General features: G+C 74.3%; 26 protein-coding genes and 1 tRNA gene. 12 read left to right on the top strand and 15 right to left on the bottom strand.

Going from position 1 to position 25760, the window contains the following annotated elements; genetic code table 11:
* Nucleotides 1-2 precede the first annotated feature (2 nt).
* From ACWIYF_RS20765 to ACWIYF_RS20745, 5 genes are all read right to left on the bottom strand, one after another.
* A complete protein-coding gene (locus ACWIYF_RS20765; RefSeq protein ID WP_448624716.1) occupies nt 3-848 on the bottom strand; it encodes an ABC transporter permease in 846 nt (281 codons plus the stop codon).
* Complete coding sequence (locus tag ACWIYF_RS20760; RefSeq protein ID WP_448624715.1) at nt 845-1810, bottom strand: ABC transporter ATP-binding protein; 966 nt, start codon at nt 1808-1810, stop codon at nt 845-847. Before ACWIYF_RS20760 ends, ACWIYF_RS20765 begins: the two co-directional genes overlap by 4 nt.
* Nucleotides 1811-1812: 2 nt before the next feature.
* Nucleotides 1813-2901 (bottom strand): hypothetical protein, encoded by a 1089-nt coding sequence (locus ACWIYF_RS20755; protein ID WP_448624714.1) that lies wholly within the window; start codon nt 2899-2901, stop codon nt 1813-1815.
* Nucleotides 2885-3397 (bottom strand): sigma-70 family RNA polymerase sigma factor, encoded by a 513-nt coding sequence (locus ACWIYF_RS20750; protein ID WP_448624713.1) that lies wholly within the window; start codon nt 3395-3397, stop codon nt 2885-2887. Before ACWIYF_RS20750 ends, ACWIYF_RS20755 begins: the two co-directional genes overlap by 17 nt.
* A 90-nt stretch (nt 3398-3487) precedes the next feature.
* Nucleotides 3488-3997: a flavin reductase family protein gene (locus ACWIYF_RS20745; protein WP_448624712.1), complete on the bottom strand. Its 510-nt coding sequence runs from the start codon at nt 3995-3997 to the stop codon at nt 3488-3490.
* A gap of 35 nt (nt 3998-4032) precedes the next feature.
* On the opposite strand from ACWIYF_RS20745, the gene ACWIYF_RS20740 reads away from it, so the two are divergent.
* Both ACWIYF_RS20740 and ACWIYF_RS20735 read left to right on the top strand, forming a co-directional pair.
* Nucleotides 4033-5457 carry a dihydrolipoyl dehydrogenase family protein gene (locus ACWIYF_RS20740; protein ID WP_448624711.1) on the top strand — a complete coding sequence of 475 codons (1425 nt, stop codon included), beginning with the start codon at nt 4033-4035 and terminating at the stop codon, nt 5455-5457.
* 3 nt (nt 5458-5460) lie between these two features.
* Nucleotides 5461-6387, top strand: a complete 927-nt coding sequence (locus ACWIYF_RS20735; RefSeq protein ID WP_448624710.1) for an NAD(+)/NADH kinase — start codon at nt 5461-5463, stop codon at nt 6385-6387.
* A gap of 1 nt (nt 6388) precedes the next feature.
* Here ACWIYF_RS20735 and ACWIYF_RS20730 read toward each other — a convergent pair whose 3' ends face one another.
* The 4 genes from ACWIYF_RS20730 to ACWIYF_RS20715 all read right to left on the bottom strand — a co-directional run bounded on the left by ACWIYF_RS20730 (nt 6389) and on the right by ACWIYF_RS20715 (nt 9948).
* Nucleotides 6389-6916 carry an NUDIX domain-containing protein gene (locus ACWIYF_RS20730; protein WP_448624709.1) on the bottom strand — a complete coding sequence of 176 codons (528 nt, stop codon included), beginning with the start codon at nt 6914-6916 and terminating at the stop codon, nt 6389-6391.
* Between the two features lie 13 nt (nt 6917-6929).
* Nucleotides 6930-7529, bottom strand: coding sequence for a class I SAM-dependent methyltransferase (locus ACWIYF_RS20725; RefSeq protein WP_448624708.1), 600 nt, complete (start codon nt 7527-7529; stop codon nt 6930-6932).
* Nucleotides 7526-8611, bottom strand: coding sequence for a hypothetical protein (locus tag ACWIYF_RS20720; RefSeq protein WP_448624707.1), 1086 nt, complete (start codon nt 8609-8611; stop codon nt 7526-7528). Before ACWIYF_RS20720 ends, ACWIYF_RS20725 begins: the two co-directional genes overlap by 4 nt.
* Before the next feature lie 551 nt (nt 8612-9162).
* Complete coding sequence (locus ACWIYF_RS20715; RefSeq protein WP_448624706.1) at nt 9163-9948, bottom strand: transglutaminase-like domain-containing protein; 786 nt, start codon at nt 9946-9948, stop codon at nt 9163-9165.
* 59 nt (nt 9949-10007) lie between these two features.
* Here ACWIYF_RS20715 and ACWIYF_RS20710 point away from each other — a divergent pair, with 59 nt between their 5' ends.
* The gene (locus ACWIYF_RS20710; protein WP_448624705.1) at nt 10008-10808 is read left to right on the top strand and encodes an SGNH/GDSL hydrolase family protein; all 801 of its coding nucleotides are present in this window, start codon (nt 10008-10010) and stop codon (nt 10806-10808) included.
* Here the strand turns inward: ACWIYF_RS20710 and ACWIYF_RS20705 are convergent.
* The gene (locus ACWIYF_RS20705) at nt 10805-11464 is read right to left on the bottom strand and encodes a GNAT family N-acetyltransferase (protein WP_448624704.1); all 660 of its coding nucleotides are present in this window, start codon (nt 11462-11464) and stop codon (nt 10805-10807) included. The two genes, ACWIYF_RS20710 and ACWIYF_RS20705, sit on opposite strands and share 4 nt — an antisense overlap.
* 90 nt (nt 11465-11554) lie before the next feature.
* Between ACWIYF_RS20705 and ACWIYF_RS20700 the strand changes: the two genes are divergently transcribed.
* Entirely contained in the window at nt 11555-12085 is a 531-nt protein-coding gene (locus ACWIYF_RS20700) for a DinB family protein (protein WP_448624703.1), read from the top strand.
* Nucleotides 12086-12096: 11 nt separating this feature from the next.
* Nucleotides 12097-12273, top strand: coding sequence for a DUF1272 domain-containing protein (locus tag ACWIYF_RS20695; RefSeq protein WP_448628780.1), 177 nt, complete (start codon nt 12097-12099; stop codon nt 12271-12273).
* Here ACWIYF_RS20695 and ACWIYF_RS20690 read toward each other — a convergent pair.
* On the bottom strand, nt 12270-14294 hold the full coding sequence (locus tag ACWIYF_RS20690) for a putative bifunctional diguanylate cyclase/phosphodiesterase (protein WP_448624702.1): 2025 nt from the start codon (nt 14292-14294) through the stop codon (nt 12270-12272). The two genes, ACWIYF_RS20695 and ACWIYF_RS20690, sit on opposite strands and share 4 nt — an antisense overlap.
* Before the next feature lie 212 nt (nt 14295-14506).
* On the opposite strand from ACWIYF_RS20690, the gene ACWIYF_RS20685 reads away from it, so the two are divergent.
* Complete coding sequence (locus ACWIYF_RS20685) at nt 14507-15541, top strand: LLM class flavin-dependent oxidoreductase (RefSeq protein WP_448624701.1); 1035 nt, start codon at nt 14507-14509, stop codon at nt 15539-15541.
* Here ACWIYF_RS20685 and ACWIYF_RS20680 read toward each other — a convergent pair.
* Nucleotides 15489-15755: a hypothetical protein gene (locus ACWIYF_RS20680; RefSeq protein WP_448624700.1), complete on the bottom strand. Its 267-nt coding sequence runs from the start codon at nt 15753-15755 to the stop codon at nt 15489-15491. The two genes, ACWIYF_RS20685 and ACWIYF_RS20680, sit on opposite strands and share 53 nt — an antisense overlap.
* A 356-nt stretch (nt 15756-16111) precedes the next feature.
* Between ACWIYF_RS20680 and ACWIYF_RS20675 the strand changes: the two genes are divergently transcribed.
* A complete protein-coding gene (locus ACWIYF_RS20675; protein WP_448624699.1) occupies nt 16112-17911 on the top strand; it encodes an N-acetylglutaminylglutamine amidotransferase in 1800 nt (599 codons plus the stop codon).
* 66 nt (nt 17912-17977) lie between these two features.
* Here the strand turns inward: ACWIYF_RS20675 and ACWIYF_RS20670 are convergent, their stop codons facing one another.
* Both ACWIYF_RS20670 and glgC read right to left on the bottom strand, forming a co-directional pair.
* Nucleotides 17978-18649: a DUF4333 domain-containing protein gene (locus tag ACWIYF_RS20670; protein ID WP_448624698.1), complete on the bottom strand. Its 672-nt coding sequence runs from the start codon at nt 18647-18649 to the stop codon at nt 17978-17980.
* A 119-nt stretch (nt 18650-18768) separates the two neighbouring features.
* Complete coding sequence (gene glgC, locus ACWIYF_RS20665) at nt 18769-20013, bottom strand: glucose-1-phosphate adenylyltransferase (protein ID WP_448624697.1); 1245 nt, start codon at nt 20011-20013, stop codon at nt 18769-18771.
* 175 nt (nt 20014-20188) lie between these two features.
* Between glgC and ACWIYF_RS20660 the strand changes: the two genes are divergently transcribed.
* Complete coding sequence (locus ACWIYF_RS20660; RefSeq protein WP_448624696.1) at nt 20189-21691, top strand: hypothetical protein; 1503 nt, start codon at nt 20189-20191, stop codon at nt 21689-21691.
* Between the two features lie 8 nt (nt 21692-21699).
* Here the strand turns inward: ACWIYF_RS20660 and ACWIYF_RS20655 are convergent.
* Nucleotides 21700-21772, bottom strand: a tRNA-Arg gene (locus ACWIYF_RS20655).
* Between the two features lie 116 nt (nt 21773-21888).
* On the opposite strand from ACWIYF_RS20655, the gene ACWIYF_RS20650 reads away from it, so the two are divergent.
* From ACWIYF_RS20650 to ACWIYF_RS20635, 4 genes are all read left to right on the top strand, one after another.
* Nucleotides 21889-22713, top strand: coding sequence for a class I SAM-dependent methyltransferase (locus tag ACWIYF_RS20650; RefSeq protein ID WP_448624695.1), 825 nt, complete (start codon nt 21889-21891; stop codon nt 22711-22713).
* A gap of 162 nt (nt 22714-22875) precedes the next feature.
* Nucleotides 22876-23391 (top strand): single-stranded DNA-binding protein, encoded by a 516-nt coding sequence (ssb, locus tag ACWIYF_RS20645; RefSeq protein WP_448624694.1) that lies wholly within the window; start codon nt 22876-22878, stop codon nt 23389-23391.
* Nucleotides 23392-23495: 104 nt separating this feature from the next.
* Entirely contained in the window at nt 23496-25166 is a 1671-nt protein-coding gene (gene ettA / locus ACWIYF_RS20640) for an energy-dependent translational throttle protein EttA (protein WP_448624693.1), read from the top strand.
* Nucleotides 25167-25343: 177 nt separating this feature from the next.
* The gene (locus tag ACWIYF_RS20635; RefSeq protein ID WP_448624692.1) at nt 25344-25760 is read left to right on the top strand and encodes an acyl-CoA thioesterase; all 417 of its coding nucleotides are present in this window, start codon (nt 25344-25346) and stop codon (nt 25758-25760) included.

Here is a 25760-nt window from a genome sequence, read left to right as displayed (position 1 = left end):
CCTCACACGTCCCGACGGGTGAACGACACCGCCGCGAGCCCCCCGATGAGCAGGACCCAGACGACCACCCAGACCAGGTAGGCGGGGCTCAGCGACGCGAAGCTCAGGAAGGGCGACCCCTCGCTCGCGGGGAACGCGGCCAGCGCCGAGGAGTCCTGGAACGCGTGCATCGCGCCGCGCCAGAGCCCGTCGGTCGGCAGCAGCATGCGCGAGATAGTGCCGACGCGGGTCACTCCCTCGTTGCCGATGATCTCGCCGACGCTGCCGACCACGCCGGCGACCCAGGTCGCACCGAACAGGCCGACCGCGACGATGCCCGAGGCCATGGGGGAGATGGCGGTGGACAGCAGCAGCGCCAGCGTCAGCAGCACCGCCGTCTGCGCGGCGAGGAACAGCAGACCGGTCACCGGGTCCGGGGGCCAGTAGCCGACGGTGGCGTACACGGCGACGAACTCGGCCAGCCCGGCGACGGCGACGAACCCGCTGCCGAACGCGACCAGGCCCAGCCACTTGCCCACGAGCACCGTCGTGCGGCGGACCGGGCGGGCGAGCACGGCCAGCGCCTGGCCCGACTCGAGCTCGCCGGACAGCGTCGGCCCGGCGAGGAACGCGGTGCCGAGCGCCGCGATGAGGCTCATCCCGAACATGACCAGGTTCAGCAGCTGCGAGGCGATCAGGCGCGCCTCACCGCTAGTGAGCTGCCCGAACTCGGGATCGCTGGCGGCCAGGCGGGAGAACCCCCACGCCGAGAGCGCCACCAGCGCCGCGGTGAGCACGGCCAGGGCCCGCAGCAGCTTGCGCCGGGACGCCTCGCGCAGCGTCAGGCCGGCAACGGTCAGGACGGTCATGACCGCTCCTCCTCGTGGCGCAGGATGCCGAGCAGCCGTTCCTCCAGGGTGATCCGGCCGGGCTCCACCGTGTGCACCCGCACGCCGAGGGCCACCAGGTCGGCGATCAGGTCGGGCACGGTGGACCCGTCGTCCTCACCGGGCAGCGCGACGGTGAACTCCTCGCCGCTGCGGGTGACGGCCCCGGTCGCCGCCAGCCGGGCCTCCGCCGAGGCGGTCACCCCGCCGAGCCGCAGCCGCAGCTCGCGCTGCCCGAGCAGCTCGGCCAGCGTGCCGGCGGCGGCGACCCGGCCCTTGTCGAGGATCACCACGCGGTCGCAGACCCGCTCGACCTCGCCGATGAGGTGCGAGTTGAGCAGCACCGCGACGCCGCGCTGCTTGAGGGCGAGCACGATGTCGCGGACGTCGGCCCGCCCCAGCGGGTCGAGCGCGCTGGTCGGCTCGTCCAGGACGACGAGCTCCGGGCGGGCGACCAGCGCGACGGCGAGGCCCAGCCGCTGCTGCATGCCCTTGGAGAAGCCGCCCACCCGGTCGCCGGCCCGCTCGGCCAGTCCCACCAGGGCGAGGACCTCCCGCTGCTCGGCGGCGGGCACCCGCGCGCCGGCCAGCCGGACGTGCAGCGCGAGCACCTCCGCCGCCGACAGCCACGGCTGGTACCGGAAGAGCTCGGGCAGGTAGCCGACCCGCTCCCGGGCCCGCGGTTCCCGCGCCCGCCGGCCGAGCAGCAGCACTTCGCCGTCGTCGGGGCGCACCAGCCCGAGCAGCATCTTGATGACGCTGGTCTTGCCGGCGCCGTTGGGGCCGAGCAGGCCGACGACCTCCCCGCGGCCGACGGTGAAGGAGACGTCGTCGACCGCGGTCCGCCGTCCGTACCGCTTGCGCAGCCCCGAGCACCAGACCGCCGGGGACGGCGGCAGCTCGGCCAGCAGCTGCTCGGCGGCGCCGACGGCGGTGCTGTCCACGGTCAGCGCAGGCCCCGCGCGACGGTGAGGACCTCGTCCTCGCTCAGCGAGCCGGCGACGCCGGTGATCACGCCGTCCTCGACCCAGACCACGCCGGTCAGCAGGCCGTCGCGGGAGGCGAGGACGGTGGCGTCGTGGCCGTCGACGTCGGCGGTGGAGGTCGTCGCGAACTCGGCCGGCACCGGCAGCGGCAGCGTGGTGCCGTCGGCGGTGAAGGTGCGCAGCTGGGAGGCCAGCTGGTCGGGCAGACCGGGCAGCGAGAGCAGGTAGTCGCGCGCGGTCTCGAACGGGACGCCGGAGGAGAACGCGGTCGGCGCGTTCACCCGGGCGACGACCAGCGCCGGCGCGCCCGCGTCGCTCGACCAGACGGCGGCCACGCCGGGGCCGGCGACCAGCCGGAACGTGCTGCCGTCGAGCCCGGCCGGCGGGGGCGGCAGCGTCTCGCCGGCCTCGGACGCGGCCTGGGCGGCGCGGGCGGCGGAGAAGGTGAACTCCGCGACGGCCTGGCCGCCCACGGTGTACTCGGGCTCGCCGGTCACCCCGCCGGGCAGCGCGTCGACCTGCGGGACCTGCAGACCGGTCGCCTCCTCGGCCGCCGCCTCGTCGGCGACGGTGCGCACGTCGGGGTCGGACACCAGCTGGAGGTCGCCGTAGGCGGACAGGTCGGGCAGCCCGACCAGATCGGTGCTGGCAACGGGGACCGCCGCGACCTCCTCGGTCCGGAAGATCTGCAGCCAGTCCGCGGCGGCCGCCGCGCCGGCGCCGCCGAGGATCACCGCGACGCCGAGGGCGGCGACCAACGGGCTGCGCAGCGGCGAGCGCCGCCGGCGGGCCGGTGCGGGGACGGCGGCCGCGGCGGGCGCCTGCGTGGCGGCAGAGAACCGCCGCCAGGCCAGGTCGACGTCGGGCGCCGCGTCGTAGGACAGCGCGGCCGTGGCGGCCGCGGCGTCCTCCCGGGCGGCGGCCAGGCCGAGCAGGCAGGTGGGGCAGCCGGCGACGTGCGCGCGGTCGTCGTCGGGGACGCCGGCCGGCTCGTCGACCAGGCGGCGCAGCGTGCCGTCGGCCGGGTGACGGTCAGTCAGTCGACGCATCGGGGCTCAACTCCTTGCGCAGGGCGGATTCGGCGCGCCGCACGGTGGTGCCGACGCTGCCGGGGGAGAGGTCGAGGGCGGCCGCCACGTCGGCGTAGCTCAGCCCGCTGTGCCGCAGCACCAGGGCGACGGCCTGCTTGCGCGGCAGCCGGGCGAGCGCGGCCCGCACGCGGCTGCGCTCCTCGCGGACGACGACGTCGTCGGCGACGTCGGGGGTGATCGGGTGGCCGTCGATGGCCGCCTCCTCGCGGGCCGCGCGGCGGCGGCCCGAGCGGAGGTGGTTCAGCGCGGTGTGGGCCGCGGCGACCGCCAGCCAGCGCGGTGCCTCGCCGGCCGGGACCGAGGTGCGGCCGAAGGCCAGGAAGACCTCCTGGGCGACGTCCTCGGCCTCGTCGCGGGACCCGAGCACGCGGGCGGCGACACCGACCACCCCCGCGTAGCCGGTACGGAAGACCTGTTCGAGATCGGCCCGCACCGCGCTCCGGGGAGCGGTCACGGCCGTGCTCCTGCGGGCGGGGGTGCGCACCGCGGCGACGACATCCACATCTCTACAGCACCGTCGGCGCCCGGAATGTGACACCGGGCCTCATCGACCGGCGAGGTCCCCCTTCTCGTCGACGTAGCGGCCGCGCAGCCGCACCAGCGGGCGGGCGTCCGGGTTGAGCACCGGCACCGCCTCGACCTCGAGCACGGCGAGCAGGTGGTCGCCGGCCTCCACCAGCCGGTCCACCCGGCAGTCCAGGGCGGCCAGGCCGTCGCGGAGCACGATGGCGCCGCTGCCGGCCGCGCGGGTCCACGGCACCGACTCCAGCAGGTGCCGGGCGCTGGGCCGGCCGGCTGAGGAGAACCGGCTGGCCACGATCGCGTGCTCGGCGGCCAGCACGGTCACCGCGCAGCGGCCGACCTCGCCGAGGAGCTCGGCCGGGTAGCCGTCGGCCGCGAGCCCGACCGCGATCAGCGGCGGCACGGCGGAGACGCTCATGACCGAGCTGACCGTCGTCCCGACGTCGTCGATGTCGTCCTGCAGCGTCAGCAGGCAGACGCCGGCGGCGTACTGCCGGAGGGCGGCGGCGAACTCGTCCGCATCGACGGGCATGGCGGCCAGTCGACCACACCGCCAGGATGAGCCGGGTGAGCAGCGCAGGGGAGCACATCTACGACGTCGTCGTGGTCGGCGGCGGCTCGACCGGCGAGAACGTCGCCGACGTCGTCGTCAAGGGCGGGCTGTCCGCCGTGCTGGTCGAGGCCGAGCTGGTCGGCGGCGACTGCTCGTACTGGGCGTGCATCCCCAGCAAGGCGCTGCTGCGCGGGCCGGAGGTGCTCGGCGAGGCGCGCGCGGTCCGCGGCGCGGCGGCCGCGGTGACCGGAGAGCTCGACGTGGCGGAGACGCTGGCCCGGCGCAGCTCGTTCACCGGGGACGGCGACGACAGCGGCCAGGCGAAATGGGTGGAGGGCGCCGGGATCACCCTGCTGCGCGGCACCGGCCGGCTCGACGGCGAGAGGACCGTCGTGGTCACCGGCGCGGACGGCGCCGAGACGCGGCTGACCGCCCGGCACGCGGTGGCGCTGTGCACCGGCTCGGCGGCCGCGATCCCGCCGATCGACGGGCTGCGCGAGATCCAGCCGTGGACTCCCCGTGAGGCGACCAGCGCCAAGCAGGTGCCCGGCCGGCTGGTCGTGGTCGGCGGGGGAGTGGTCGGCTGCGAGATGGCCACGGCGTGGTGCGCGCTCGGCTCGGCGGTGACCGTGATCGAGATGGGTGACCGCCTGCTGTCGATGCTGGAGCCCGCCGCCGGCGAGGCGGTCGCCGCGTCGCTCAAGGACAAGGGCGTCGACGTGCGGGTCGGCACGAAGGTGACCGCCGCCCGGCGGGAGGACGGCGAGGTCGTGCTCACCACCGAGAACGGCGAGGTCCGCGGCGACGAGGTGCTGGTCGCGGTCGGCCGTCGTGCCCGCACCGCGGACATCGGCCTGGAGACCGTGGGCCTGCCGGGCGGGAAGTACCTCGACGTCGACGACTCGCTGCAGGTCCAGGGCGTGCCGTGGCTGTACGGGGTGGGCGACGTCAACGGCCGGCGGCAGCTCACCCACATGGGCAAGTACCAGGCCCGGCAGGCCGGCGCCGCGATCGTCGCCCGCGCCCGCGGGGAGGAGGTCTCCCTGGCCGACTGGTCGCCGTTCGTGGCCACGGCCGACCACGTGGCGACGCCGTCGGTCGTCTTCACCGACCCGCAGGTGGCCGGCGTCGGCCGGACCGCCGCGGAGGCGGAGGAGGCCGGCCTGCCGCACCGGGTCGTCGAGTACGACCTCGGGCACGTCGCCGGGGCGTCGCTGTTCGCCGACGGCTACCAGGGCACGGCGATCGCGGTCGTCGACACCGAGCGCGAGGTGCTGCTCGGCGTGACGCTCATCGGGCCCGCGGTCGGCGAGCTGATCCACGCGGCGACCGTCGCGGTCGTCGGCGAGGTGCCGATCGCCCGGCTCTGGCACGCCGTCCCGTCGTTCCCGACGATGAGCGAGATCTGGCTGCGGTTGCTCGAGACCTACCGCGGCTGACCGGTGGGGCTCGCCGCCCGGATGGGCCTGGTCCTCCACCCCCGCCGGGACTGCGCGGGCGCGGTCGGCCAGGTGGCGGCGTGGACGTCGACCCACGGCGTGCAGCTGGTCGCCGCTTCGGACGACGTCGCCCGGCTCGGGCTGGCCGGTGTCACGGCGGTGGCGCCCGACGAGCTCGCGACGACCACCGACGGGCTGATCGCGCTCGGTGGCGACGGCACGCTGCTCGGCGCGATGCGGCTCGTCGCCGATCGGCCGGTGCCGGTGCTCGGGGTCAACTTCGGCCGGCTGGGCTTTCTCTCCGAGGTCGAGGGGCCGGAGCTGGACGCGGCGCTCGAGGCGATGGCCGAGGGGCGCGCGACGACCGAGAGCCGCAGCTGCCTGGTGGTGCGCCATGGGTCGGCCGAGCACCTGGCGTTCAACGACGCCGTCCTGGCCCGCGTCCCGGGCGCCGGGCTGGTCGCGGCCACCATGTCCGTCGCCGGGCAGCCGTACGGCCACTACACGTGCGACGCGCTGATCCTGGCCACGCCGATGGGGTCGACGGCCTACAACTACGCGGCCGGCGGGCCCGTGGTGAGCCCGAGCGCGGCGGGGGTGCTGGTCACGCCGTCCGCGCCGCTGAACGGGATCGCCCGCAGCCTTCTCCTCGGGCCGGCCGAAGGGCTGACCCTCGAGCTGACCGCGGGGTCGCCGGCCGTGGAGCTCGACGGAGTGCTCTCCGGCCGGCTGGAGCCGGGCGCGGTGGTCGAGGTGTCGCTGCGGCCGGACGCCGGTCGGCTGGTGCGCATCGAGGGCTCGCTGGCCGCGGCGCGCAGCCGGGTGAAGCTGTCGCTGCTGGACCTTCCGGTGCTTCCACAGGAGCTGCTCGAGCTGCTCCCGACCGACCTGCGCCGGCGCCTCGGCCAGGACGACGCCCTGTCGTCCTGACTCACTCCCGGTCGAGCAGGAGCAGGCCGTAGGCGGCCACCGAGGGCCCGTCGGGGAACCGGCCGTCGCGGATCCTGGCCCGCAACTCGTCCTCGGGGAGGAACGTGCAGGTCATGTCCGCCTCGGTGGCCTCCCGGGCGGTCGGCCCGGGGGTGAGGTCGGTGGCCAGCCAGACGTCGAACTCCTGCGTCGACAGGCCCGGCGCGAGGTCGAGGTGGCCGAGGTGGCGCAGCGTGCCGGCGCGCAGCCCGGTCTCCTCGGCGAGCTCGGCACGGGCCAGCTCCTCCGGCGTCCCGCTTCCGCCGTGCGTCCACGTGCCCTGCGGAAAGCCGGGCACCCGCCGGCCGACGGGCAGGCGGAACTCCTCGACCACCCAGAACCCCGCCCGTTCGAACGGCAGCACCAGGGCGAAGTGCGGCTTCTCGACCACGCCGTAGACGCCGGCCGAGCCGTCGGCGTGCTCGATCGCGTCCTCGCGCACCCGGATCCACGGATTGCGGTACACCTCCCGGCTGCTCGTCGTCCGCACGCCGTCCACCCTGTCAGACGGTCCGGATCCGCGTGACCGTGGCGAGCCAGGCGGGCGCGCCGTCGTCGTGGAACCTGGTCTCGAGGCGCTCCGGCTCGACGGCGGCGATCTGCCAGCCGGTGCCGGGGTGGAACGCCGCTGTCAATTCGTCCCGACTGACGGGGTGCGGACCGGTGTCGGGGCCCTCGTCGCTGAAGCACAGCACGTACAGGGTCGCGCCGTGCCCGGTCACGGACGCCAGGCTCGACACGTATCCCGGTCGGTCGTCGGCGTCGAGGGTGTGGAACAGCCCGCAGTCCAGCACGGTCTCGAACCTGCGCCCCAGCCGCTCCAGGTGCAGCGCGTCGGCGGCGGCGAACTCGACCTCGATGCCGCGCTCGTCGGCCTTCTGCCGGGCGATCGCCAGGGCCGTCTCCGCGACATCGACGCCCAGAACCGAGAGGCCGAGCGAGGCGACGTGGAGGGCGTTCTCGCCGGTCCCGCAGCCCGCATCGAGCACCGCGCCGGCGAATCCGCCCGCGGATGCCACGCGCACCACTGCTGGCTGCGGCCGCCCGACGTCCCACGGCGCCGGGCCGTCGGAGTACGAGGCGTCCCAGGGCAGCCCGGTCATCCGTTCGTGGCTGGTCGGGGGCCGGCCACTGAGCCGATCGTGGGCACGGGCTCCGGACACCGTCGTCCCCTTCCTGCTCCGTCTGGTCGTGTCGGCGTGCCGGCATGCGGACATGTCGACGTACCGACATGCATCCTCGTCGCGGTCAGAACGGTGGCGGGTCGTCGGCCGGGTCGGGCGGTGGCGGCGGTGGTGGTCGCCGTCGCATCGCCCACGGTCGGGTGGTGCGGGTGGTACCGGACGGGGTGGTGACGTGCAGGGTGCCGTCGGGTTCCATGGCGAACCGCCACCCGCGGAAGAGGGTTTTCAGCCGGTGGTGGGTGCGGCACAGGCAGCACAGGTTGGTGCAGTCGGTCGGCCCGCCGCGGGAGTGGGCGACGACGTGGTCGTGGTCGGCCCAGCCGACCCGCTGCCCGCAGAACGGGTGCCGGCAGGTGCGGTCGCGGGTGCCGAGGAACTCCCGCTGCGCGGCGGTCGGGGTGTAGTTCGCGGTGGCCGCCGGCGGGGTGAGCCCGTCGCCGCGGCGGACCAGCCTCCAGCTGCTCCCGGCTCACCGTGGCGATCAGCCGGCCGGTCGCGTCGGTGGTCGCGAAGGTCAGTGACCCGCCGTCGGGCGGGGTCTGCAGGCCGAGCGCGCCGATCCGGCGCAGCAGCCCGGCCAGGTGCGCCGAGGTGATGGCGAAGCCGTTGACCTCGGCCGGGGCGGTGCTGGCGCCCTCCAGCGCCTCCAGCGCGGCGGTGATCGTCAGGCTGGCCCGCGCACCGTCCGCGCCGATGGCGGCGCCGCGCACGAGCAGGGAGAACAGCTCGGCGCGCAGCTGCCCGATCGGGCGCGGATCGCCGTCGGCCTTGGCCTGCTGGGCCAGGGTGTTGAGGAAGTCGACGCCCTCGGCGGCCTCCTCCGCCGGCAGCTCCGCGCCGAGGGTGACCCGCCCGGCCGGGCCGGGCTCGACGAACACATCCGCGTTGCGCTCGGCGAGCGCGCGGCTCTCGTCGGCCGTCGCGGGGTCGAGGTCGAGCAGCACCTCGAGGATGCGCCGCGTGAGCGCGGCGAAGCCCAGGCCGGCGGCCTCGGGCAGCACCACCGCCTCCCCGGGCGGCCGGCGCCGGGCGGATGTGTTCCAGGGTGTCGGCGAGGATCTGCGCCCGCCGCTCATCCAGCGCACCGCGGGCCAGGGCGGCGCCGGTGGCCGGCAGGCGGTGCCGCCAGCTCCAGGCCCGGCGCAGCCTGTGCGCCGCGGTACCCCGGCCCACGCCGAGCACCAGGCCCAGCTCGTCGGGACAGGACTCGCTGATGCCGGGGAACTCCGGCTCGGTCTGCCGCCAGTCCCGGCTGCGCGCCCCGGGATGATCGTCGGCCGGGTCGTCCTCATCGGGCCGGTCGGCGGCGAACCCCAGCATCAGATCCGCCTCCCGGGCCGCCAGCCGCGCCCGCTCGCCCTGCAGCCGCTGCAGCTCGGCCGCCTTCTGCTCCGGGGACAGCGACGCCACCGGCGCCGGCCGGGCGACCGCCGGCCGCCAGGCCACGTCGACCACGATCTCCTCGAAGGAGTGCGGCGCGGCGGTGGTCATGGGGTCAAGCTACGGACCACCTACGACAGTTTCGCGCCGCTGAGCAGGAGCTTCGCCCGACTTAGGGCAGCGGGAACGGGGCGTCGTCCGGGACCGGCAGGTCGCCGGCGGCGGTCGCCGTCACCGTCATCTCCCCGAACGTGGCGACACCGCCGAGCAGGGTGAGGAACGCGGTGTCGGCCGCGTCGCGGCCGGAGCAGATCCGCACCAGGGACGACGTGGGCGCGAGCCGGGTGGAGTCGACGACGCACCACGTGCCGTCGACGTCGGCCTCGACGACGGCGTGGAAGTCCATCGGGTCCAGTCCCGGCGCGTAGACGGCGACCAGCCGCGCCGGCACCTCCAGCGCCCGCAGCAGCGTGGTCGTGAGGTGCGCGTAGTCGCGGCAGACGCCCCGGCCGGCCAGCAGGGTGTCGACGGCGGTGTCGACCGGACGGCTGGCGCCGGAGGTGTAGGCCAGCCGGCCGTGCACCCAGTCGGCGACGGCGCGCACGAGCTCGGCCCGCGGCAGGGCCTTGTCGAACTCCGAGGTGGCGAACCCCTCCAGCTGGTCGGACGGGCAGTACCGGCTCGGGCGCAGGGCCGCAGCCCAGGCGGACGGCGTGACCGCCCGTCCGGGGCCACCCGCATCGGCCGAGGCGGTGTAGGCGATCGTCGTGTGCCCGGCGCCCAGGTGCAGCCGGTGCACGCGGGCGCCGTCCACGGCGAACTCCTCGGGCTCGACCGGCCGGCCCTCGGTGAGCACGGTGAGCGTCTCGTCGACCGGCGCCGCGACGGCGACCTGCAGCAGCGCCGTCGCCGGTGCGGGGGAGTCGACCGTCAACGAGGCGGCCACGTCGATGCGCATGCGGGCATCGTGTCCGTAGCCGGGCCCGCGCACCCTGTGTGCTCGGTCACCGTGGTGAAGTGGTTGACGTGCGAAACGGTTCGTGGCGGCGCTACATCGCTCTCGGCGACTCCTTCACCGAGGGCCTCGCGGATCCCGACCCCGCGCGGCCCGGCGAGTTCCGCGGCTGGGCGGACCGGCTCGCCGAGCACCTCGCGGCCGCCGCCCCCGGGCACGACGTCGAGTACGCGAACCTGGCGATCCGCGGCCGGCTCGTCCGGCAGGTGGTCGACGAGCAGCTGCCCGTCGCCCTCGCGGCGGAGCCCGACCTGGTCAGCCTGGTCGCCGGAGGCAACGACCTGCTGCGCCCCGGCGGCGACCCGGACGTTCTCGCGGCGCTGATCGAGGACGCCGTCGGGACGCTCCGGGCCGCCGGTGCCGAGGTGCTGCTGGCCACCGGCGTCGACGTCCGGCAGACGCCGGTCATCCGGCGGATCCGCGGCCGGGTCGCCGTCTTCAACGCCAACCTCTGGTCGATCGCGGCCCGCCACGGCGCCGTCGTCCTCGACCAGTGGGGCGCCGCCTGGTTGCAGGACTGGCGGATGTGGGACGCCGACCGCATCCACATGACCACCGAGGGACACCGGCGGGTGGCGCTCGCGGCGGCCGCCGTGCTCGGCGTGCCCGTCGCCGACGCCGGCGACTGGACCACCCCGCTCCCACCGCAGCCCCCGCGGCCGTTCCGGACCGCGGTGAGCGAGGAGGCCGCCTGGGTCCGCGGCTTCGTCGGCCCGTGGATCGGACGGCGGCTGCGAGGGACCTCCTCCGGCGACGGCCGGGCAGCGAAGCGGCCGGTTCCGCTCGCCCTGCCGCGCGCCTAGACCCGGGCCCGAAGCCCCTCGCGGACCGCCGGCCACTCCTCGGCCACGATGCTGAACAGCACGGTGTCGCGGACCGTCCCGTCGGCCCGCCGCTGGTAGCGGCGCAGCGTGCCCTCGTAGCGGGCGCCGAGCCGGGCGATCGCCTGCTGCGAGCGCACGTTGCGGATGTCGGTCTTCAGTTGCACCCGGCCGGCGCCGAGCACCTCGAAGGCGTGCCCGAGCAGCAGGAGCTTCGTCTCGGGGTTGACCGCGGTGCCCCACACGGCCGGCGCGTAGGTCGTGAACCCGATCTCCAGGCGGGCGTCGGGCGCGGAGACCTCGAGGTAGGACGACATCCCGGCCACCGCGCCCGCCGGCAGCCCGCCCACCGGCCGGGCCAGCCGCACCAGCCACGGCAGCCGCCCCCCGGCGATCGCCGCGGTCAGCACGCCGGCGAACTCGTCGGCGTCCGCCGGACGCCCGGCCACGTGCCGCCAGACCGCGTCGTCGTCGAGCGCGGCGAACAGCTCCGCGGCGTCCCGCTCGGGGACGACGGGGGTGAGGACGACGGCGCTCCCGCGCAGCTCGGCGTCCGGGGCCGGCGGCCAGGTCATGGCCGGCCACGGACCGTCCCCCGGCCGCGGGTCGGCGATGGCGGCGAAGCGCTCAGCAGTCACCGGGACAGCAGACCACGATGGCAGGAACGGCGCGGTCGGTGTCATGCCTGCCACTCGTGGAGCGCGGGGAACCGCGGCAGGCTCAGCGCCATGAGCACGATCGTGCGGGTCGCGGCGCCCGAGGCCAGGCTGCTGCTGGCCCAGCAGCGGCGGGTGGCCGCCGTCCTCACCGACCTGCCGGACGCCGGCTGGCAGGCACGGCTCGGCCGCCGGGCGCGGCGGGCGCTGGTCGCCACCGGCCACTTCCCCGAGTACACCGGCGAGCTCGACTGGACGCCGCTGCAGGTGGCCGGCCACCTGCGGGACTCCGCGCGCGTCTTCACCGACCGGCTCCGGCGGCTGCTGGGCGGCGACCCCACGCCGCTGGCCGACTTCGACCCGCTGGCACCCGCCCGCGTCGCCGGCTACGCGGCCGTGCCCCGCGCGGTGCTGCTCAGCGGCCTGCACGACGCGCAGCTGACGCTGCACGCCACGGTCGCGGCCGTGACCCCGCCCGACCGCGACCGCACCGGCTTGCGGGACAGCGGCGAGCCGGTCACGGTCGCCGAGCTGCTGCGGTTCCTGCCGGCGCACCAGGCCGACCACGCCGCCCAGCTCGAGGCCCTCACCGGCCGGAGCTGACCGTGCTCGAGATGCGCGCGCAGTGCGAGCGGTGCGCCCGGCCGCTGCCCCCGGACGCCGAGGCGACCATCTGCGTCTACGAGTGCACCTTCTGCGTGCCGTGCACCGAGGCGATGGCCGGCGTCTGCCCGAACTGCTCGGGCGAGCTGGTCCGCCGTCCCCGCGCCGGCGCGATCAGCGGAACCTAGTCCTCGGGGGACTCCTCGGGCTCGAACGGCTCCCCGGTCGGGGTCTCGACCAGCTCCTCCGTCGGCTCCGCGCGGCGCGGCGCCGGGAACGGCAGCACGCCGGCGGGGTGCGCCCCGTCGTCCTCGGCGTCGTCGTCCTCGAAGGCGAGCAGACCGCTGAGGTCGTCGGTCTCGTGGCCGACCGGCGCGGCGGGCCGCAGCTCCGGGTACTCGCCGCTGAGCAGCTCGGGGGTGTCCTCGACGGTCTCCGCGGCCGGCGCCTCGGTGACCTCGCGGATGAGCAGCTCGGCCGGCGACGGCAGCGGCGCCGGGCGGCCGAACGCGAAGCCCTGGGCCATCGCGCAGCCGTGCCGCAGCAGCCAGTCGGCCTGGTCGAGGTCCTCGATGCCCTCGGCGATGACCTGCAGGCCCATGCCGCGGCCGAGCTGCAGCAGGCCGTGCACCAGCGCCGCGGTCGACGGCTCGTGGACGACGTCGGCGACGAAGGAGCGGTCGATCTTGACGGTGTGGATCGGCAGCCGGTGCAGCGCGGTGATCGCGGAGTAGCCGGTGCCGAAGTCGTCGAGCGCGAGCGTGACGCCCTGCTCGGTGACGACGGCGACCGAGTGCAGCGTCGCCTCGGCGGCGAACAGCGCGGTGGACTCGGTGATCTCCAGCTCCAGCCGCTCCGGCGCCAGGCCGGACTCCGCCAGCGCCTCGGAGACCAGCTCGCTGAAGCCGTCCTCGGCCAGGTGGCGGGCGGAGATGTTGACGTGCACCCGCAGCTCCGAGGGCCAAGTGACGGCGTCGTGGCAGGCCTGCCGCAGCACCCAGGCGCCCAGCTTGGAGGTGAGCCGGTTGTTCTCCGCCGCATCGAGGAAGGCGCCGGGCGGCAGCAGCCCGCGGGTGGGGTGCTGCCACCGGATCAGCGCCTCGTAGCCGAGCAGCGTCTCGTCGGCCAGGTGCACGATCGGCTGGTAGAACAGCCGCAGCTCGTCGTTGTCGAGCGCGTGCCGCAGGTCCGTCTCCAGCTGCAGCGCGTCGATCTCGCTGCTGGACAGGGCGCCCTCGTGCACCTCGATCCGCGCCCGGCTGCCGTCGGCCTTGGCGCGGGTGAGCGCGCTCTGCGCCTGCCGGAGCAGGTCGTCAGGCGTCATGTCGTTGCCGAGCGTGAGGCCGACGCTCGCCGAGAGCGTGATCTCGCGGTCACCCACGACGAACGGCTCGTCGAGCACCGACAGCAGCCGGTCGGCCAGCGCGCGCAGCCCGTCGAGGTCCTCGACGTCCTCGGCCACGACGAGGAACTCGTCGGCGCCCAGGCGGACGGCGGTGTCCTCGACCCGCGTGCTCCACCGCAGCCGGTCGGCCACCTGCGAGAGCAGCAGGTCGCCGGCCTCGTGGCCGAGCGCCTCGTTGACCGCCTTGAACCGGTCGATGTTCAGGTGGACCAGGCCGACCTGCAGGCCGCGGCGGCGGGAGAGCGCGACGGCGTGGCGCAGCCGGTCGGTCAGGGCCCGGCGGTTGGGCAGCCCGGTCAGCGGGTCGGTGAAGGCGCGGCGGACCAGGTCCTCCTCGGCCCGCCGCCGGTCGGTCACGTCGACCAGCGAGAGGACGACGAACTGCGGCGCCCCGGTCGTGTGGCGGACGACGTCGTGCGCCTGGACCACCCACAGCTCGGTGCCGTCGGAGCGCCGCAGCCGCCGCTCGCCGTCCAGGAGCAGGTTGGCGTCGAGCCCCTCCTCGCCGGGCGCCGGGAGCACGTTGAGCTCGGTCACCGGCGGGTCGTCGGGGTGGGCCAGCAGGTCCACGTGCCGGCCGGTGAGCTCCTCGACGGTGCGACCGGTCAGCCCGCACATCACCGGGTTGGCCACCAGGATGTGCCCGTCGAGGCCGACCAGCGCCTTGGCGATGGGCGCGCCGAGGAAGAGCGCCTGGAACAACTGGCCGCGGTCGGCGAGCAGGGTGTCGATCGCCCGGAGCCGCTGGCCGGCGCCGGGCGTCCCGGCCGGGTTCCGCGGCATGCCGCGTGCAGGGAGGCTCACCGGAACAGGGTCAGGCATGCACGCTCCGAAATGGCGGAACCTGCTGACGGAGAGTCGTGTTCGAGTCGCTACACACAGTGATGGGTGCCCGGCATGTCCGCGGGGCCTCGTCAACCTCCGCCAAGGCCGGCCCCCGGAATGGGCAGGCCTGCCACGGCGGGAATCCCGCGCCCGGCGCCGGCGCTGGCACCGGGCGACGAGAGGGCAGCCCCATGGACAAGAAGATCGGTTTTCTCAGCTTCGGGCACTGGCAGCCCATCCCGGGCTCGCAGGTGCGGACGGCGCGCGACGCGCTGGTGCAGAGCGTCGAGCTCGCGGTCGCCGCGGAGGCGCTCGGCGTCGACGGCGCGTTCGTGCGGGTGCACCACTTCGCCCGCCAGCTGGCCTCGCCGTTCCCGCTGCTGACGGCGATGGCCGTGCGGACGTCGCGGATCGAGGTCGGCACCGGCGTCATCGACATGCGCTACGAGAACCCGCTGTACATGGCCGAGGAGGCGGCGGCCGCCGACCTGCTCAGCGACGGCCGGCTGCAGCTCGGCGTCAGCCGCGGGTCACCCGAGACGGCGCTGAACGGGGCGCACGCCTTCGGTTACGTGCCGCCGGAGGGGTCGAGCGATGCCGGGCTGGCGCGGGAGAAGACCGCGCTGTTCCGCGCGGCGATCTCCGGCGCGACGGTGGTGGACGCCGACCCGCGGATGACCGGCGGGGTCGCCGGCCGGCTGCCGGTCCAGCCGCAGGCGCCGGGGCTGGCCGACCGCATCTGGTGGGGCTCCGGCACCCGTGCGACGGCGGTCTGGACCGCCGAGCAGGGCATGAACCTGATGAGCTCCACGCTGCTCAGCGAGGACACCGGGGTGCCGTTCGACGAGCTGCAGGCCGAGCAGATCGCGCTCTTCCGCTCCGCCTGGGCCGACGCCGGCTGGGAACGCGAGCCGCGCGTCTCGGTGAGCCGCAGCGTCATGCCGCTGGTCACCGACACCGACCGCATGTACTTCGGGGACCGCTCGGAGAGCTCCGACCAGGTCGGCCTGCTCGAGGGCGTGCGGGCGCGGTTCGGCAAGAGCTACGTCGGCGAGCCCGACGAGCTCGCCGAGGACCTGGCCAAGGACGCCGCCGTGCGGGAGGCCGACACGCTGCTGCTCACCGTGCCGAACATGCTCGGCGTCGACTACAACGTGCACCTGCTCGAGACGATCACGAAGCACGTGGCACCGGCGATCGGCTGGGTGCACCCCGACCGGCGCTGACGTCCAACGCGGGGACGAGGCCCTCCCACGTCCAGCGCGGCACCGGCGCGCCGTCGGGGACGACGGCGTCCTCCGGCGAGTAGGCGAGGACGTCGGCCACCGCCCACTCCATGCACGCGCGCAACGCGGCGCGGAACTCGGGGTCGGCGGGCGGGCCGGCGTCGTCGGCGGCCGCCACCAAGCAGTCGAGGAACCGGCGGCCGAGGTCGCCCATCTCGCCGTTGCGGCGTGCATCCGCAGCAGCGCCGACTGGTCGGCGCACTCCTGCGAGCAGCGCGGCGGCCCGCCCAGCACCTCGGCCCAGTACGCGGCCAGCCGCGCGACGTGCTCGGGATGGTGGGCGACGGCCAGGCGCAGGAAGGCGTCGTCCCCGCCCGCGAACTCGTACAGCGTCGGCCGCATGGCGGGGGAGTCCGGCAGCCGGCCCTCGCGCGGGCCAGGGTCCGCCGCTCGAACGGCGGTATCCGAAACCCTGCCGTAACGTCGAACCGCGGTCGAGGCAGCGGCCGTCTCCGGTCCCGGGATGGTCGGCGCTGCGTCGTCCGCGGGACCCGCACGCGAGGAGCGCCTGTGTGCGGACTCGCCGGCGACATCCGATTCGACGGTTCCCCTGCTGACCGGGAAGCGGTCGCCCGGATGGCCGAGCGCCAGCGCAGCCGGGGTCCCGACGGCGAGGGCGCCTGGGACGACGGCTGGATCGCGCTGGGCCACCGCCGGCTCGCGGTCATCGACCCGAGCGGCGCCGGCGCCCAGCCGATGGTCGACGAGGAGCTCGGCCTCGCCGTCGTCTTCAACGGCTGCATCTACAACCACGCCGAGCTGCGCGAGCAGCTTCGGGCCGCCGGCCACCGGTTCCGGTCGACCAGCGACACCGAGGTCCTGCTCAAGGCCTGGGCGACGTGGGGGGAGTCGTTCGTCGACCACCTGGTCGGCATGTTCGCGCTGGCCCTGGTGGACCGGCGGGCCCGGCGGGTGGTCCTGGCCCGCGACCGGCTCGGCATCAAACCGCTCTACCTGGCCGAGACGCCCGGCCGGCTCCGGTTCGCCTCCACCCTGCCCGCGCTGCTCGGGTCCGGCCCGCTGGACACCTCGCTGGACCTCGAGGCGCTGCACCACTACTTCACCTGGCACTCGATCGTGCCGGGGCGGCGGACCGTGGTGCGGGGCGTCCGGAAGCTCCCGCCGGCCACCCTGCGGGTGGTGGAGGCCGACGGCAGCAGCCGTGAGCGGGTGTACTGGCAGCCCCGCTACGAGCGGTCCGCCCACCCGGAGAGGGAGCCGGCCGAGTGGCGCGCCGCCGTGCACGACGCCCTGCGCACCGCCGTCGCGCGGCGGACCGTCTCCGACGTCCCGGTCGGGGTGCTCCTGTCCGGCGGCGTCGACTCCAGCCTCGTCGTGGCGCTGCTCGCCGACCTGGGGCATCCCGACCTGCGCACGTTCAGCATCGGCTTCGAGTCCGACGGCAGCGAGGCCGGCGACGAGTTCCAGTGGTCGGACCTGGTCGCGGGCGGCTTCGGTACCGAGCACACGCGGATCCAGCTCACCGACGCGGAGCTGCCGGACGCGGTCGACGGAGCGGTCGAGGCGATGAGCGAGCCGATGGGCTCGCACGACACGGTCGCGTTCTTCCTGCTGGCGCGCGAGGTCTCGCGGCACGTCAAGGTGGTCCAGTCGGGGCAGGGGGCGGACGAGGTCTTCGCCGGCTACGACTGGTACCGGTCGCTGGCCCGCGTGCCGCGGGAACGGGCGGCGGAGGAGTTCGGGGTCGCCTTCGACGACCGCGCCCACGACGAGCTCGCCGACGTCCTGACCGCCGACCACCGCTGCCCCGACGACGTCAGTCGGGCGTGGCTCGCGGAGCAGGTCGGCCGCCCGGGCGCGGAGACGGCGCTGGACGCCGTCCTGCGGCTCGACGTCCACGGGATGCTGCCCGACGACCCGGTCAAGCGGGTGGACAACATGACGATGGCCTGGGGGCTGGAGTCGCGGGTCCCGTTCCTCGACCAGGACGTCGTCGCCCTGGCCGCGGCCTGCCCGCCGGAGCTGAAGCTGGCGCAGGGCGGCAAGGGGATCCTGAAGGACGTCGCGCGCCCGCTGCTGCCCCACGGCGTCGTCGACCGGCCCAAGGGCTACTTCCCGGTGCCGGGTGTGCGGACCCTGGCCGGGCCGCTGCTCGACCGGGTCCAGGACGTGCTGACCTCGCCGACGGCCAAGGAGCGGGCGCTGTTCGAACCGGCGTACCTCGACGCGGTGCTCGCCGACCCCGGCGGACGGCTGCCCCGGACCGGGGGCAACCGGCTCTGGCAGCTCGCCGTCCTGGAGATGTGGCTGCAGACCCACGGCATCGGCGGCTCCGAGCCCCTCGGATGAGCCGGCGACGCGACGGCGGTGGCACCGGGCAACCGGCGCCACCGCCCTCGGGGATGCGCGGTGCGCTCAGGCGTCCTCGTACTCCACGGTGACGCTGCCGTCGGCCTCGACGATCGCGTCCACCTGGATGCTCAGCGAGGAGTCCTCGGCGTTGCTGACCGTGCAGGGGAGCCGCTCGCCGGCCGGGTCCACCAGGACGGTGCGGTCGCTGTCGCAGCTGGTGGTCAGCTCGACGCCGGCCTCGGCCTCGACCTGCGAGTTGACCTCGTCGGCCACGGCGGACACCGGCACGACGGTGTTGTCCGCGGTGATCCCGACGCTGCCCTGGTCGTCCTTCTGCGTGACGGTGAACGAGATGTCCTGGCCCTCGAGGGTGGCGGTGCAGGTGAAGGTGCCGCCCTGCTCGACCTCGACGTCGGCCGGGCAGCTCACGCCCTCGGCCGGTGCCCCGATCAGCTGCTCGGACGCTGCGCTCACCTGCTGCTCGGCGTCGCCCCGGTCGAGGGTCTTGCTGCCGAACAGGAGGATCGCGCCGACTGCGAGGCCGCCGATGAGGACGACGGCGCCGAGGATCGAGCCGACGATCAGCCCGGTCCTCTTCTTCTTGGGCGGTTGCTGGTGGCCGAACGGCGGGGCGGGCTGGCCGAACGGCGCGCCGGGGCCGCCGAATCCGGGCTGTCCGTAGGGCTGACCGTACGGCTGCTGGACGCCGGCGGGGGGAAAGGTCGACTGGGTCACGGGGTCCTCCTCCAATGTGGTGTGGCACCACGGTGGAGGAGAGCCCTTTGGGCGCACTTGACGACCACTGGGAGCGCACTTGCGGCGCACCTTGAAGCGCGGGTCGCCCCCGGCTCAGCTCACTTGGACACGTGCTCGCCCTTCCCGACGACGGTCACGCCCCCGTCGGAGACGGCGAAGCCGCGGGCGCGGTCGTCGTCCTTGTTCACGCCGATCTGGACGCCTTCGGCGACCGTCACGTTCTTGTCGAGGATCGCGTCCCGGACCACCGCGCGGCGGCCGATGTCCGTGCCGTCCATGACCACCGACCGCTCGACCGACGCCCAGCTGTGCACCCGCACGCCGGGGGAGAGGACCGACTCGCGAACCGTCGCGCCGGACACGATGGCGCCGTTGGCCACGACGCTGTCGATGGCCCGGCCGATGCGGTCGCGCTTCGCGTCGTCGTGCACGAACTTGGCCGGCGGGTGCGACGGGACGCGCGTGAGGATCGGCCAGCGGTCGTTGTAGAGGTTGAACGCCGGGACGGTGGCGCACAGGTCCATGTGGGCCTCGAAGTAGGAGTCCAGGGTGCCCACGTCGCGCCAGTACCGCTCCGCCTCGAGGTCCTCGCCCGGGACGCGGTTGGTCTGGAAGTCGTAGACCTGCGCGGCCCCCTGGCCCACGAGCAGCGGGACGATGTTGCCGCCCATGTCGTGCTTGCTGTTCTCGTCGGCGGCGTCGGTGCGGAGAGCGTCGAGCAGGGCCTCGGTGGAGAAGACGTAGTTGCCCATCGAGGCGAACGTCTCGTCGGGCCGGCCCGGCAGGCCCGGCGGGTCCGCGGGCTTCTCCAGGAAGGCGTCGATCCGCCGTCCGTCCGCCGCGGTCTGGATGACGCCGAACGCGGTGGCTTCCTTGCGGGGGACGGGGATGCCGGCGACGGTGACCCCGGCGCCCCCGTCGAGGTGCTGCTCCCACATCTGCCGCGGGTCCATCCGGTAGACGTGGTCGGCGCCGAACACCACGACCACGTCCGGCCGCTCGTCGTAGATGAGGTTCAGCGACTGGTAGATCGCGTCCGCCGAGCCGGTGTACCAGCGGGGGCCGAGGCGTTGCTGTGCCGGGACCGGGGTGACGTAGTTGCCCAGCAGGTCGCTCATCCGCCAGGTCGTGGTGATGTGGCGGTCGAGGCTGTGGCTCTTGTACTGCGTCAGGACGGCGATGCGCAGGACCGCCGCGTTGACCAGGTTGGACAGGGCGAAGTCGACCAAGCGGTAGAGCCCGCCGAACGGGACCGCCGGCTTGGCCCGGTCGGCGGTGAGCGGGGCGAGCCGTTTGCCCTCGCCGCCGGCGAGGACGAGCCCCATCACCCTGGTGTCGGCCATGGCGTTCCCTCCGCTTCCTGGAGGTGTCGCGGAATGTGGTCCGCGTCACCGCGAGGGCAGCTTAGGGCCGACGCGGCTGAAGCTCTGGACGCGGTCGGCGGCGGCGGTGGATCGTTTGCGGACCGAGCGGTCTCGGGCGAACCGGTTCCCACCCAGCTCCCGGGGGAGGTGACCCATGGCGACCAGCGGCGGCGCGGACGGGAGTGCCGGGGTGGTTGATCCGCCGCGGACACCCGGGTGGCTGCGGACGCACGTGTGGAACGCACCGGGGATCCTGTTCCTGGTCGTGATCGCCCTGGCCGTCGTGGTGTACGTGGTGTTCCGCGTCCACCCCGACTGGCAGGTCGCGGCAGCCTCGGGCTTCCTCGTCCTCTTCCCGACCCTCCTGCCGGGTTTCCTCTACCTGCGCTTCCTCCGCTACCGGGTCGAGCCGCTGTGCGCGGAGTACGTCTACAACCTGCACCGGCTCGGCGTGGACGAGCCGCAGTACCTGCCCGAGCCGCTGCGGGCGTCGGGGGCCTGGAAGACGTGGAACGACAGCGGCGGGCCGGCATTCAGCGGCTGCCCGAGCGTCTACGAGACGAAGTTCGCGAGCCAGTACGGCCGGTGGCCGGGCTCCGGGGGCGACGAGACCAGGGACAGCCTCAGCCGCCTGATGTCGGTCTACCTCTGCCTCGTCGCACTGGCCGTCGGCTGGGCGTTCGTCATCTGGACGGCGCCGTCGGCCGAGGAGCTGCCGCGGCTGGTCGCCGCCCTGCGTTTCGGCTTTCTCGGCGCCTACTTCTTCCTGCTGTCGCTGCTGATCCGGCGCTACTTCCAGAACGACCTGCGCCCTGCGGCGTACCTGGCGGGCGTCATCCGTGTGATCACGGTGCTCATCCTCGTGGTCGGTGTCGACCAGGTCTTCGCCATGCAGGGCGTCCCGGCGGAGGGCCCGTATCCGCCCGAGAACGCGGTCGCCTTCGTCATCGGCGTGTTCCCAACAGTGGGGCTGCAGCTGCTGCGCCGCACGGTCGGCAAGATCACCGGCCGGTTCCGCGGAGGCCTGGAGCCGCCGTTCTCGCTGTCGCAGCTCGACGGGATGGACATCTGGAGCGAGTCCCGGCTGCTCGAGGCAGGAATCGAGGACGTCGAGCACCTGGCGACGGCGAATCTCGTCGACGTGGTCCTTGACGCCCGGATCCCCACCGAGCGGATCGTCGACTGGGTCGACCAGGCGCTCCTGCTGCTGAGAACGGGGTTGCCGCGCATCGACAACCTGCGGGAGCCGACCACCTACGCACAACTGCGCGCGCTCAGTGTCCGCTCCAGCAGCGACCTGGTGGAGCTGCACCGAGCGCTGGAGCTGGACCTCGGGCACAACCCCCGGTGGCCGCGGGACGGCGTGGTGTCCTCGGCCCAGGCGTCGACGCCGAACGCCGCACGCTGGCCGAGCCTGGCCTGCGTGGGAACCATCCCGCTGCTCACGCGCATCGCACTGGCCGCGACCACGCTGCAGCACGAGCCGAACCTGACGCTGGTGCAGAACTGGCACCACGGCGCTCCGAAGGGGCGGCCGGGGCCGATCGACCAGCCGGTTCCGGCGGGCGGGGGACCGTGTCCGCCGGGGCAGCCGGCACATGCCGCGGCCGAAGGCATGCAGCCGCTCACCGCCTCGGCGCAGCATCCGGGCGGCTGACCGGGGGGCGCGCCCGGCAGGATTCGAACCTGCGGCCGTCGGATTAGAAGTCCGGTGCTCTATCCGCTGAGCTACGGGCGCTGAGGCCCTGATCATCGCACCTCGCTCAGGGCCGGCAGGGATCCCCGGCCGTTGACCCGCAGCGATGGCCGCACGACGATGCGCCGAACAGCCGCAGCACGGCGGGGAGGCCGGTCGTGGAGCAGGTGCAGACGCCGCCGAGCCCGTGGGCGGGCGGCGACCGCTACGAGTCCTACGTCGGCCGGTGGAGCCGGCTGGTGGCCCGTCGGTTCGTCACCGGGCTCGCCGGCCCGCCGGGGCGCCGCTGGCTCGACGTCGGCTGCGGCACCGGAGCGCTGGCCGGCGCGGTCCTGGCCTACGCCGCGCCCGCGGCCGTGGTGGGCGTGGATCCCTCGCCCGACTTCGTCGCGCACGCCGCGGCGCACGTGACCGATCCGCGCGCCGCCTTCCGGGAGGGCAGCGCGCAGGCGCTGCCGCTCGACGACGCCTCCGTCGACGTGGTGGTCTCCGGGCTGGTGCTCAACTTCGTGCCCGACCCGGCGGCCGCGCTGGCCGAGATGTCCCGCGTGGTCACGGCCGGGGGGACGGTGGCGGCCTACGTCTGGGACTACGCCGGCGGGATGCAGCTCATGCGGTACTTCTGGGACGCCGCCACCGAGCGGGACCCGGCGACGGCCGCCCTGGACGAGGGCCGCCGCTTCCCGCTGTGCCGCCCCGGCCCGCTGCGGGACCTGTTCACCAGCGCCGGGCTCGACGACGTCGTGACCGACGAGATCGTCGTCCCCACGGTGTTCGCCGACTTCGACGACTACTGGACGCCGTTCCTCGGCGGCACCGGGCCGGCACCGGCCCATGCGATGTCCCTGAGCGAGACCGACCGCGCCGCCCTGCGGGAGATCCTCCGCGCTCGCGTGCCCATCGAGGACGACGGCTCGATCCGGCTCAGCGCGCGGGCGTGGACGGTTCGCGGTCGCTCGGGTTCCTCGCACGGCACGACCTGACCAGGCCGGGACGACGGCCCGTCGGCCACCGTCCACAGGCGACAGTCCCGTCCACAGATCCCCCCTGCGCCTCCTGCGGTCGGTCCCGGCCGCCCAGGGTGCTGCGTAACCCGGCACCGCGCCGGCCGCGCCCCCGAGGCGCCGCGAGGAACGAGGAACGCCATGTCCAAGGAAACCGTCATCACCGTCGTCGGCAACGTCGTCAATCCGCCGCAGCGCAACCGGACGCCGAACGGCGCCGTCACCAACTTCCGCGTCGCGTCGACGTCCCGCCGTTACGACAAGGACGCGCAGGGCTGGGTCGACAACAAGACCCTGTTCCTCGACGTCGAGTGCTGGGGCGAGCTCGGCGGCAACGTCTCCCAGACGATCAGCAAGGGTGACCCGGTCATCGTGTCCGGGTCGCTGTTCACCGACGAGTGGGACACCGACCAGGGCCGGCGCAGCAAGGTGAAGCTCCGGGCGGAGGTCGTCGGCCCCGACCTCACCCGGGGCACCGCCGACTTCAAGCGGGCGCTGCGGGCCCCGGCGACCCCGGCCGACCAGAGCCCGCCGCCGGCCGACGACGAGTTCGACCCCACAGGGGAGCTCCTCGCCGGCCGGGACTACGAAGCCGACCCCGAGACGTTGGACGAGATGAACTCCGACACCAGGGTCCTGGAACCGGCTCTCCGCTAGCCGCCGGGAACTGGGAGGATCGGAGTCGAGGACGCAGAGGGGCCGGGCCGGCGAACGGCGGGCCCGCCCCCGTTCGCGAGACAAACGGAAGGCTCCGAGGCCCAGTGGCTCAGTACATCTACTCGATGGTCCGTGCGCGCAAGGCGCACGGCGACAAGGTGATCCTGGACGACGTCACCCTGGCGTTCCTGCCCGGCGCCAAGATCGGCGTCGTCGGCCCGAACGGCGCCGGCAAGTCCACGGTCCTGCGCATCATGGCCGGCCTGGAGACCGCCTCGAACGGCGACACCGTGCTGGCGCCCGGCGCGACGGTCGGGATGCTGCAGCAGGAGCCGCCGCTCAACGAGGCGCTCGACGTGCGCGGCAACGTCGAGGAGGCGGTCAAGCCGATCCGCGACGCGCTGACCCGCTTCGAGGAGGTCAGCGCGGCGATGGGGGAGCCCGACGCCGACTTCGACGCGCTGCTCGCCGAACAGGGCGAGCTCATGGAGTTCATCGAGAACCACGACGGCTGGGAGCTCGACGCCCGCATCGAGCAGGCCATGGACGCGCTGCGCTGTCCGCCGGGCGACGCCGACGTCACCGTGCTCTCCGGCGGTGAGCGCCGCCGCGTGGCGCTGTGCAAGCTGCTGCTCGAGGCCCCGGACCTGCTGCTGCTCGACGAGCCCACCAACCACCTCGACGCCGAGAGCGTGGCCTGGCTCGAGCAGCACCTGGAGAAGTACGCCGGCACCGTCGTGGCCGTCACCCACGACCGGTACTTCCTGGACAACGTCGCCCAGTGGATCCTCGAGCTCGACCGCGGTCGCGCCTACCCCTACGAGGGCAACTACTCCACCTACCTGGAGACCAAGGCCGCCCGCCTCAAGGTCGAGGGCGCCAAGGACGCCAAGCGGCAGAAGCGGCTCAAGGAGGAGCTCGAGTGGGTCCGCTCGGGCGCCAAGGCCCGGCAGGCCAAGAGCAAGGCGCGGCTGGCCCGGTACGAGGAAATGGCCGCCGAGGCCGACAAGTTCCGCAAGCTGGACTTCGAGGAGATCCAGATCCCGCCGGGTCCGCGGCTGGGCAACGTGGTCATCGAGAGCCAGGACCTGACCAAGGGCTTCGGTGACCGGCTGCTGATCGACGACCTGTCCTTCACGCTGCCGCGCAACGGCATCGTCGGCGTCGTCGGCCCGAACGGCGCCGGCAAGACCACGCTGTTCAAGATGCTGGTCGGCGAGGAGAAGCCGGACGACGGCGACATCAAGGTCGGCGAGACGGTCAAGATCTCCTACGTCGAGCAGAACCGCAGCGGCATCGACCCGAAGAAGACGCTGTGGGAGGTCGTGTCCGACGGCCTGGACCACATCAAGGTCGGCAACGTCGAGATGCCGTCGCGGGCCTACGTCGCCGCCTTCGGCTTCAAGGGCCCGGACCAGCAGAAGCCGGCCGGGGTGCTGTCCGGTGGCGAGCGGAACCGGCTCAACCTCGCCTTGACCCTCAAGCAGGGCGGCAACCTGCTGCTGCTCGACGAGCCGACCAACGACCTCGACGTCGAGACGCTGACCAGCCTGGAGAGCGCGCTGCTCGAGTTCCCCGGCTGCGCCGTGGTGGTGAGCCACGACCGGTGGTTCCTGGACCGCGTCGCGACGCACATCCTCGCCTACGAGGGTGAGTCGAAGTGGTTCTGGTTCGAGGGCAACTTCGCCGACTACGAGAAGAACAAGGTGGAGCGGCTCGGCCCCGACGCCGCCCGGCCGCACCGCGCCACCTACCGCAAGCTCACCCGCGACTGACGGCCCCCTCCCGAGGCTCGGCCCGAGCGTGCGAGGGCTGAGGAGGAGGGGATCCTTCCCCTCGCCACCCGGCCGGCCGGAGCAATTGCTCCGGCCGGCCGTCGGCGTCTGCGGCGGGGGTCGCAGCCGCCGCCCCGGCCGCCGCGTCGCGCGCCGGATGCGGCAAGGTGTCGCACCGTGCGGTACACGGTGCAGGTCCCGATGCGCTGGTCGGACATGGACGCCTACGGGCACGTCAACAACGTCGTCTTCCTGCAGTACTTCGAGATGGCCCGCGTGGACCTCTTCTTCGAGCGGGCGTCGCTGGAGGAGCGGACCGGCCTGCGCCGCGGCACCGTCGTCGCCGCCCACGACATCCAGTACAAGCGCCCGGTCGTCTACTCGCCGCGGCCGCTGGACGTGCAGATCTGGGTGTCCGGCATCCGCGCCGCCGCGTTCACCTGCCACTACGAGGCCTTCGACCACGACCGCCTCGCCGTCACCGGCAGCACGCTGCTGGTGCCGTTCGACTTCTCGATCAACCGTCCCCGGCGGCTGACCACCGACGAGAAGGAGTTCCTGGCCCGCTGGAGCGACGAGCCGGCGCCGGCCTGA

This window comes from Geodermatophilus sp. URMC 64, from assembly GCF_053502555.1.
Note: the sequence above shows the minus strand (reverse complement) of the source record. Positions and strands in the feature narration are given on the sequence as shown.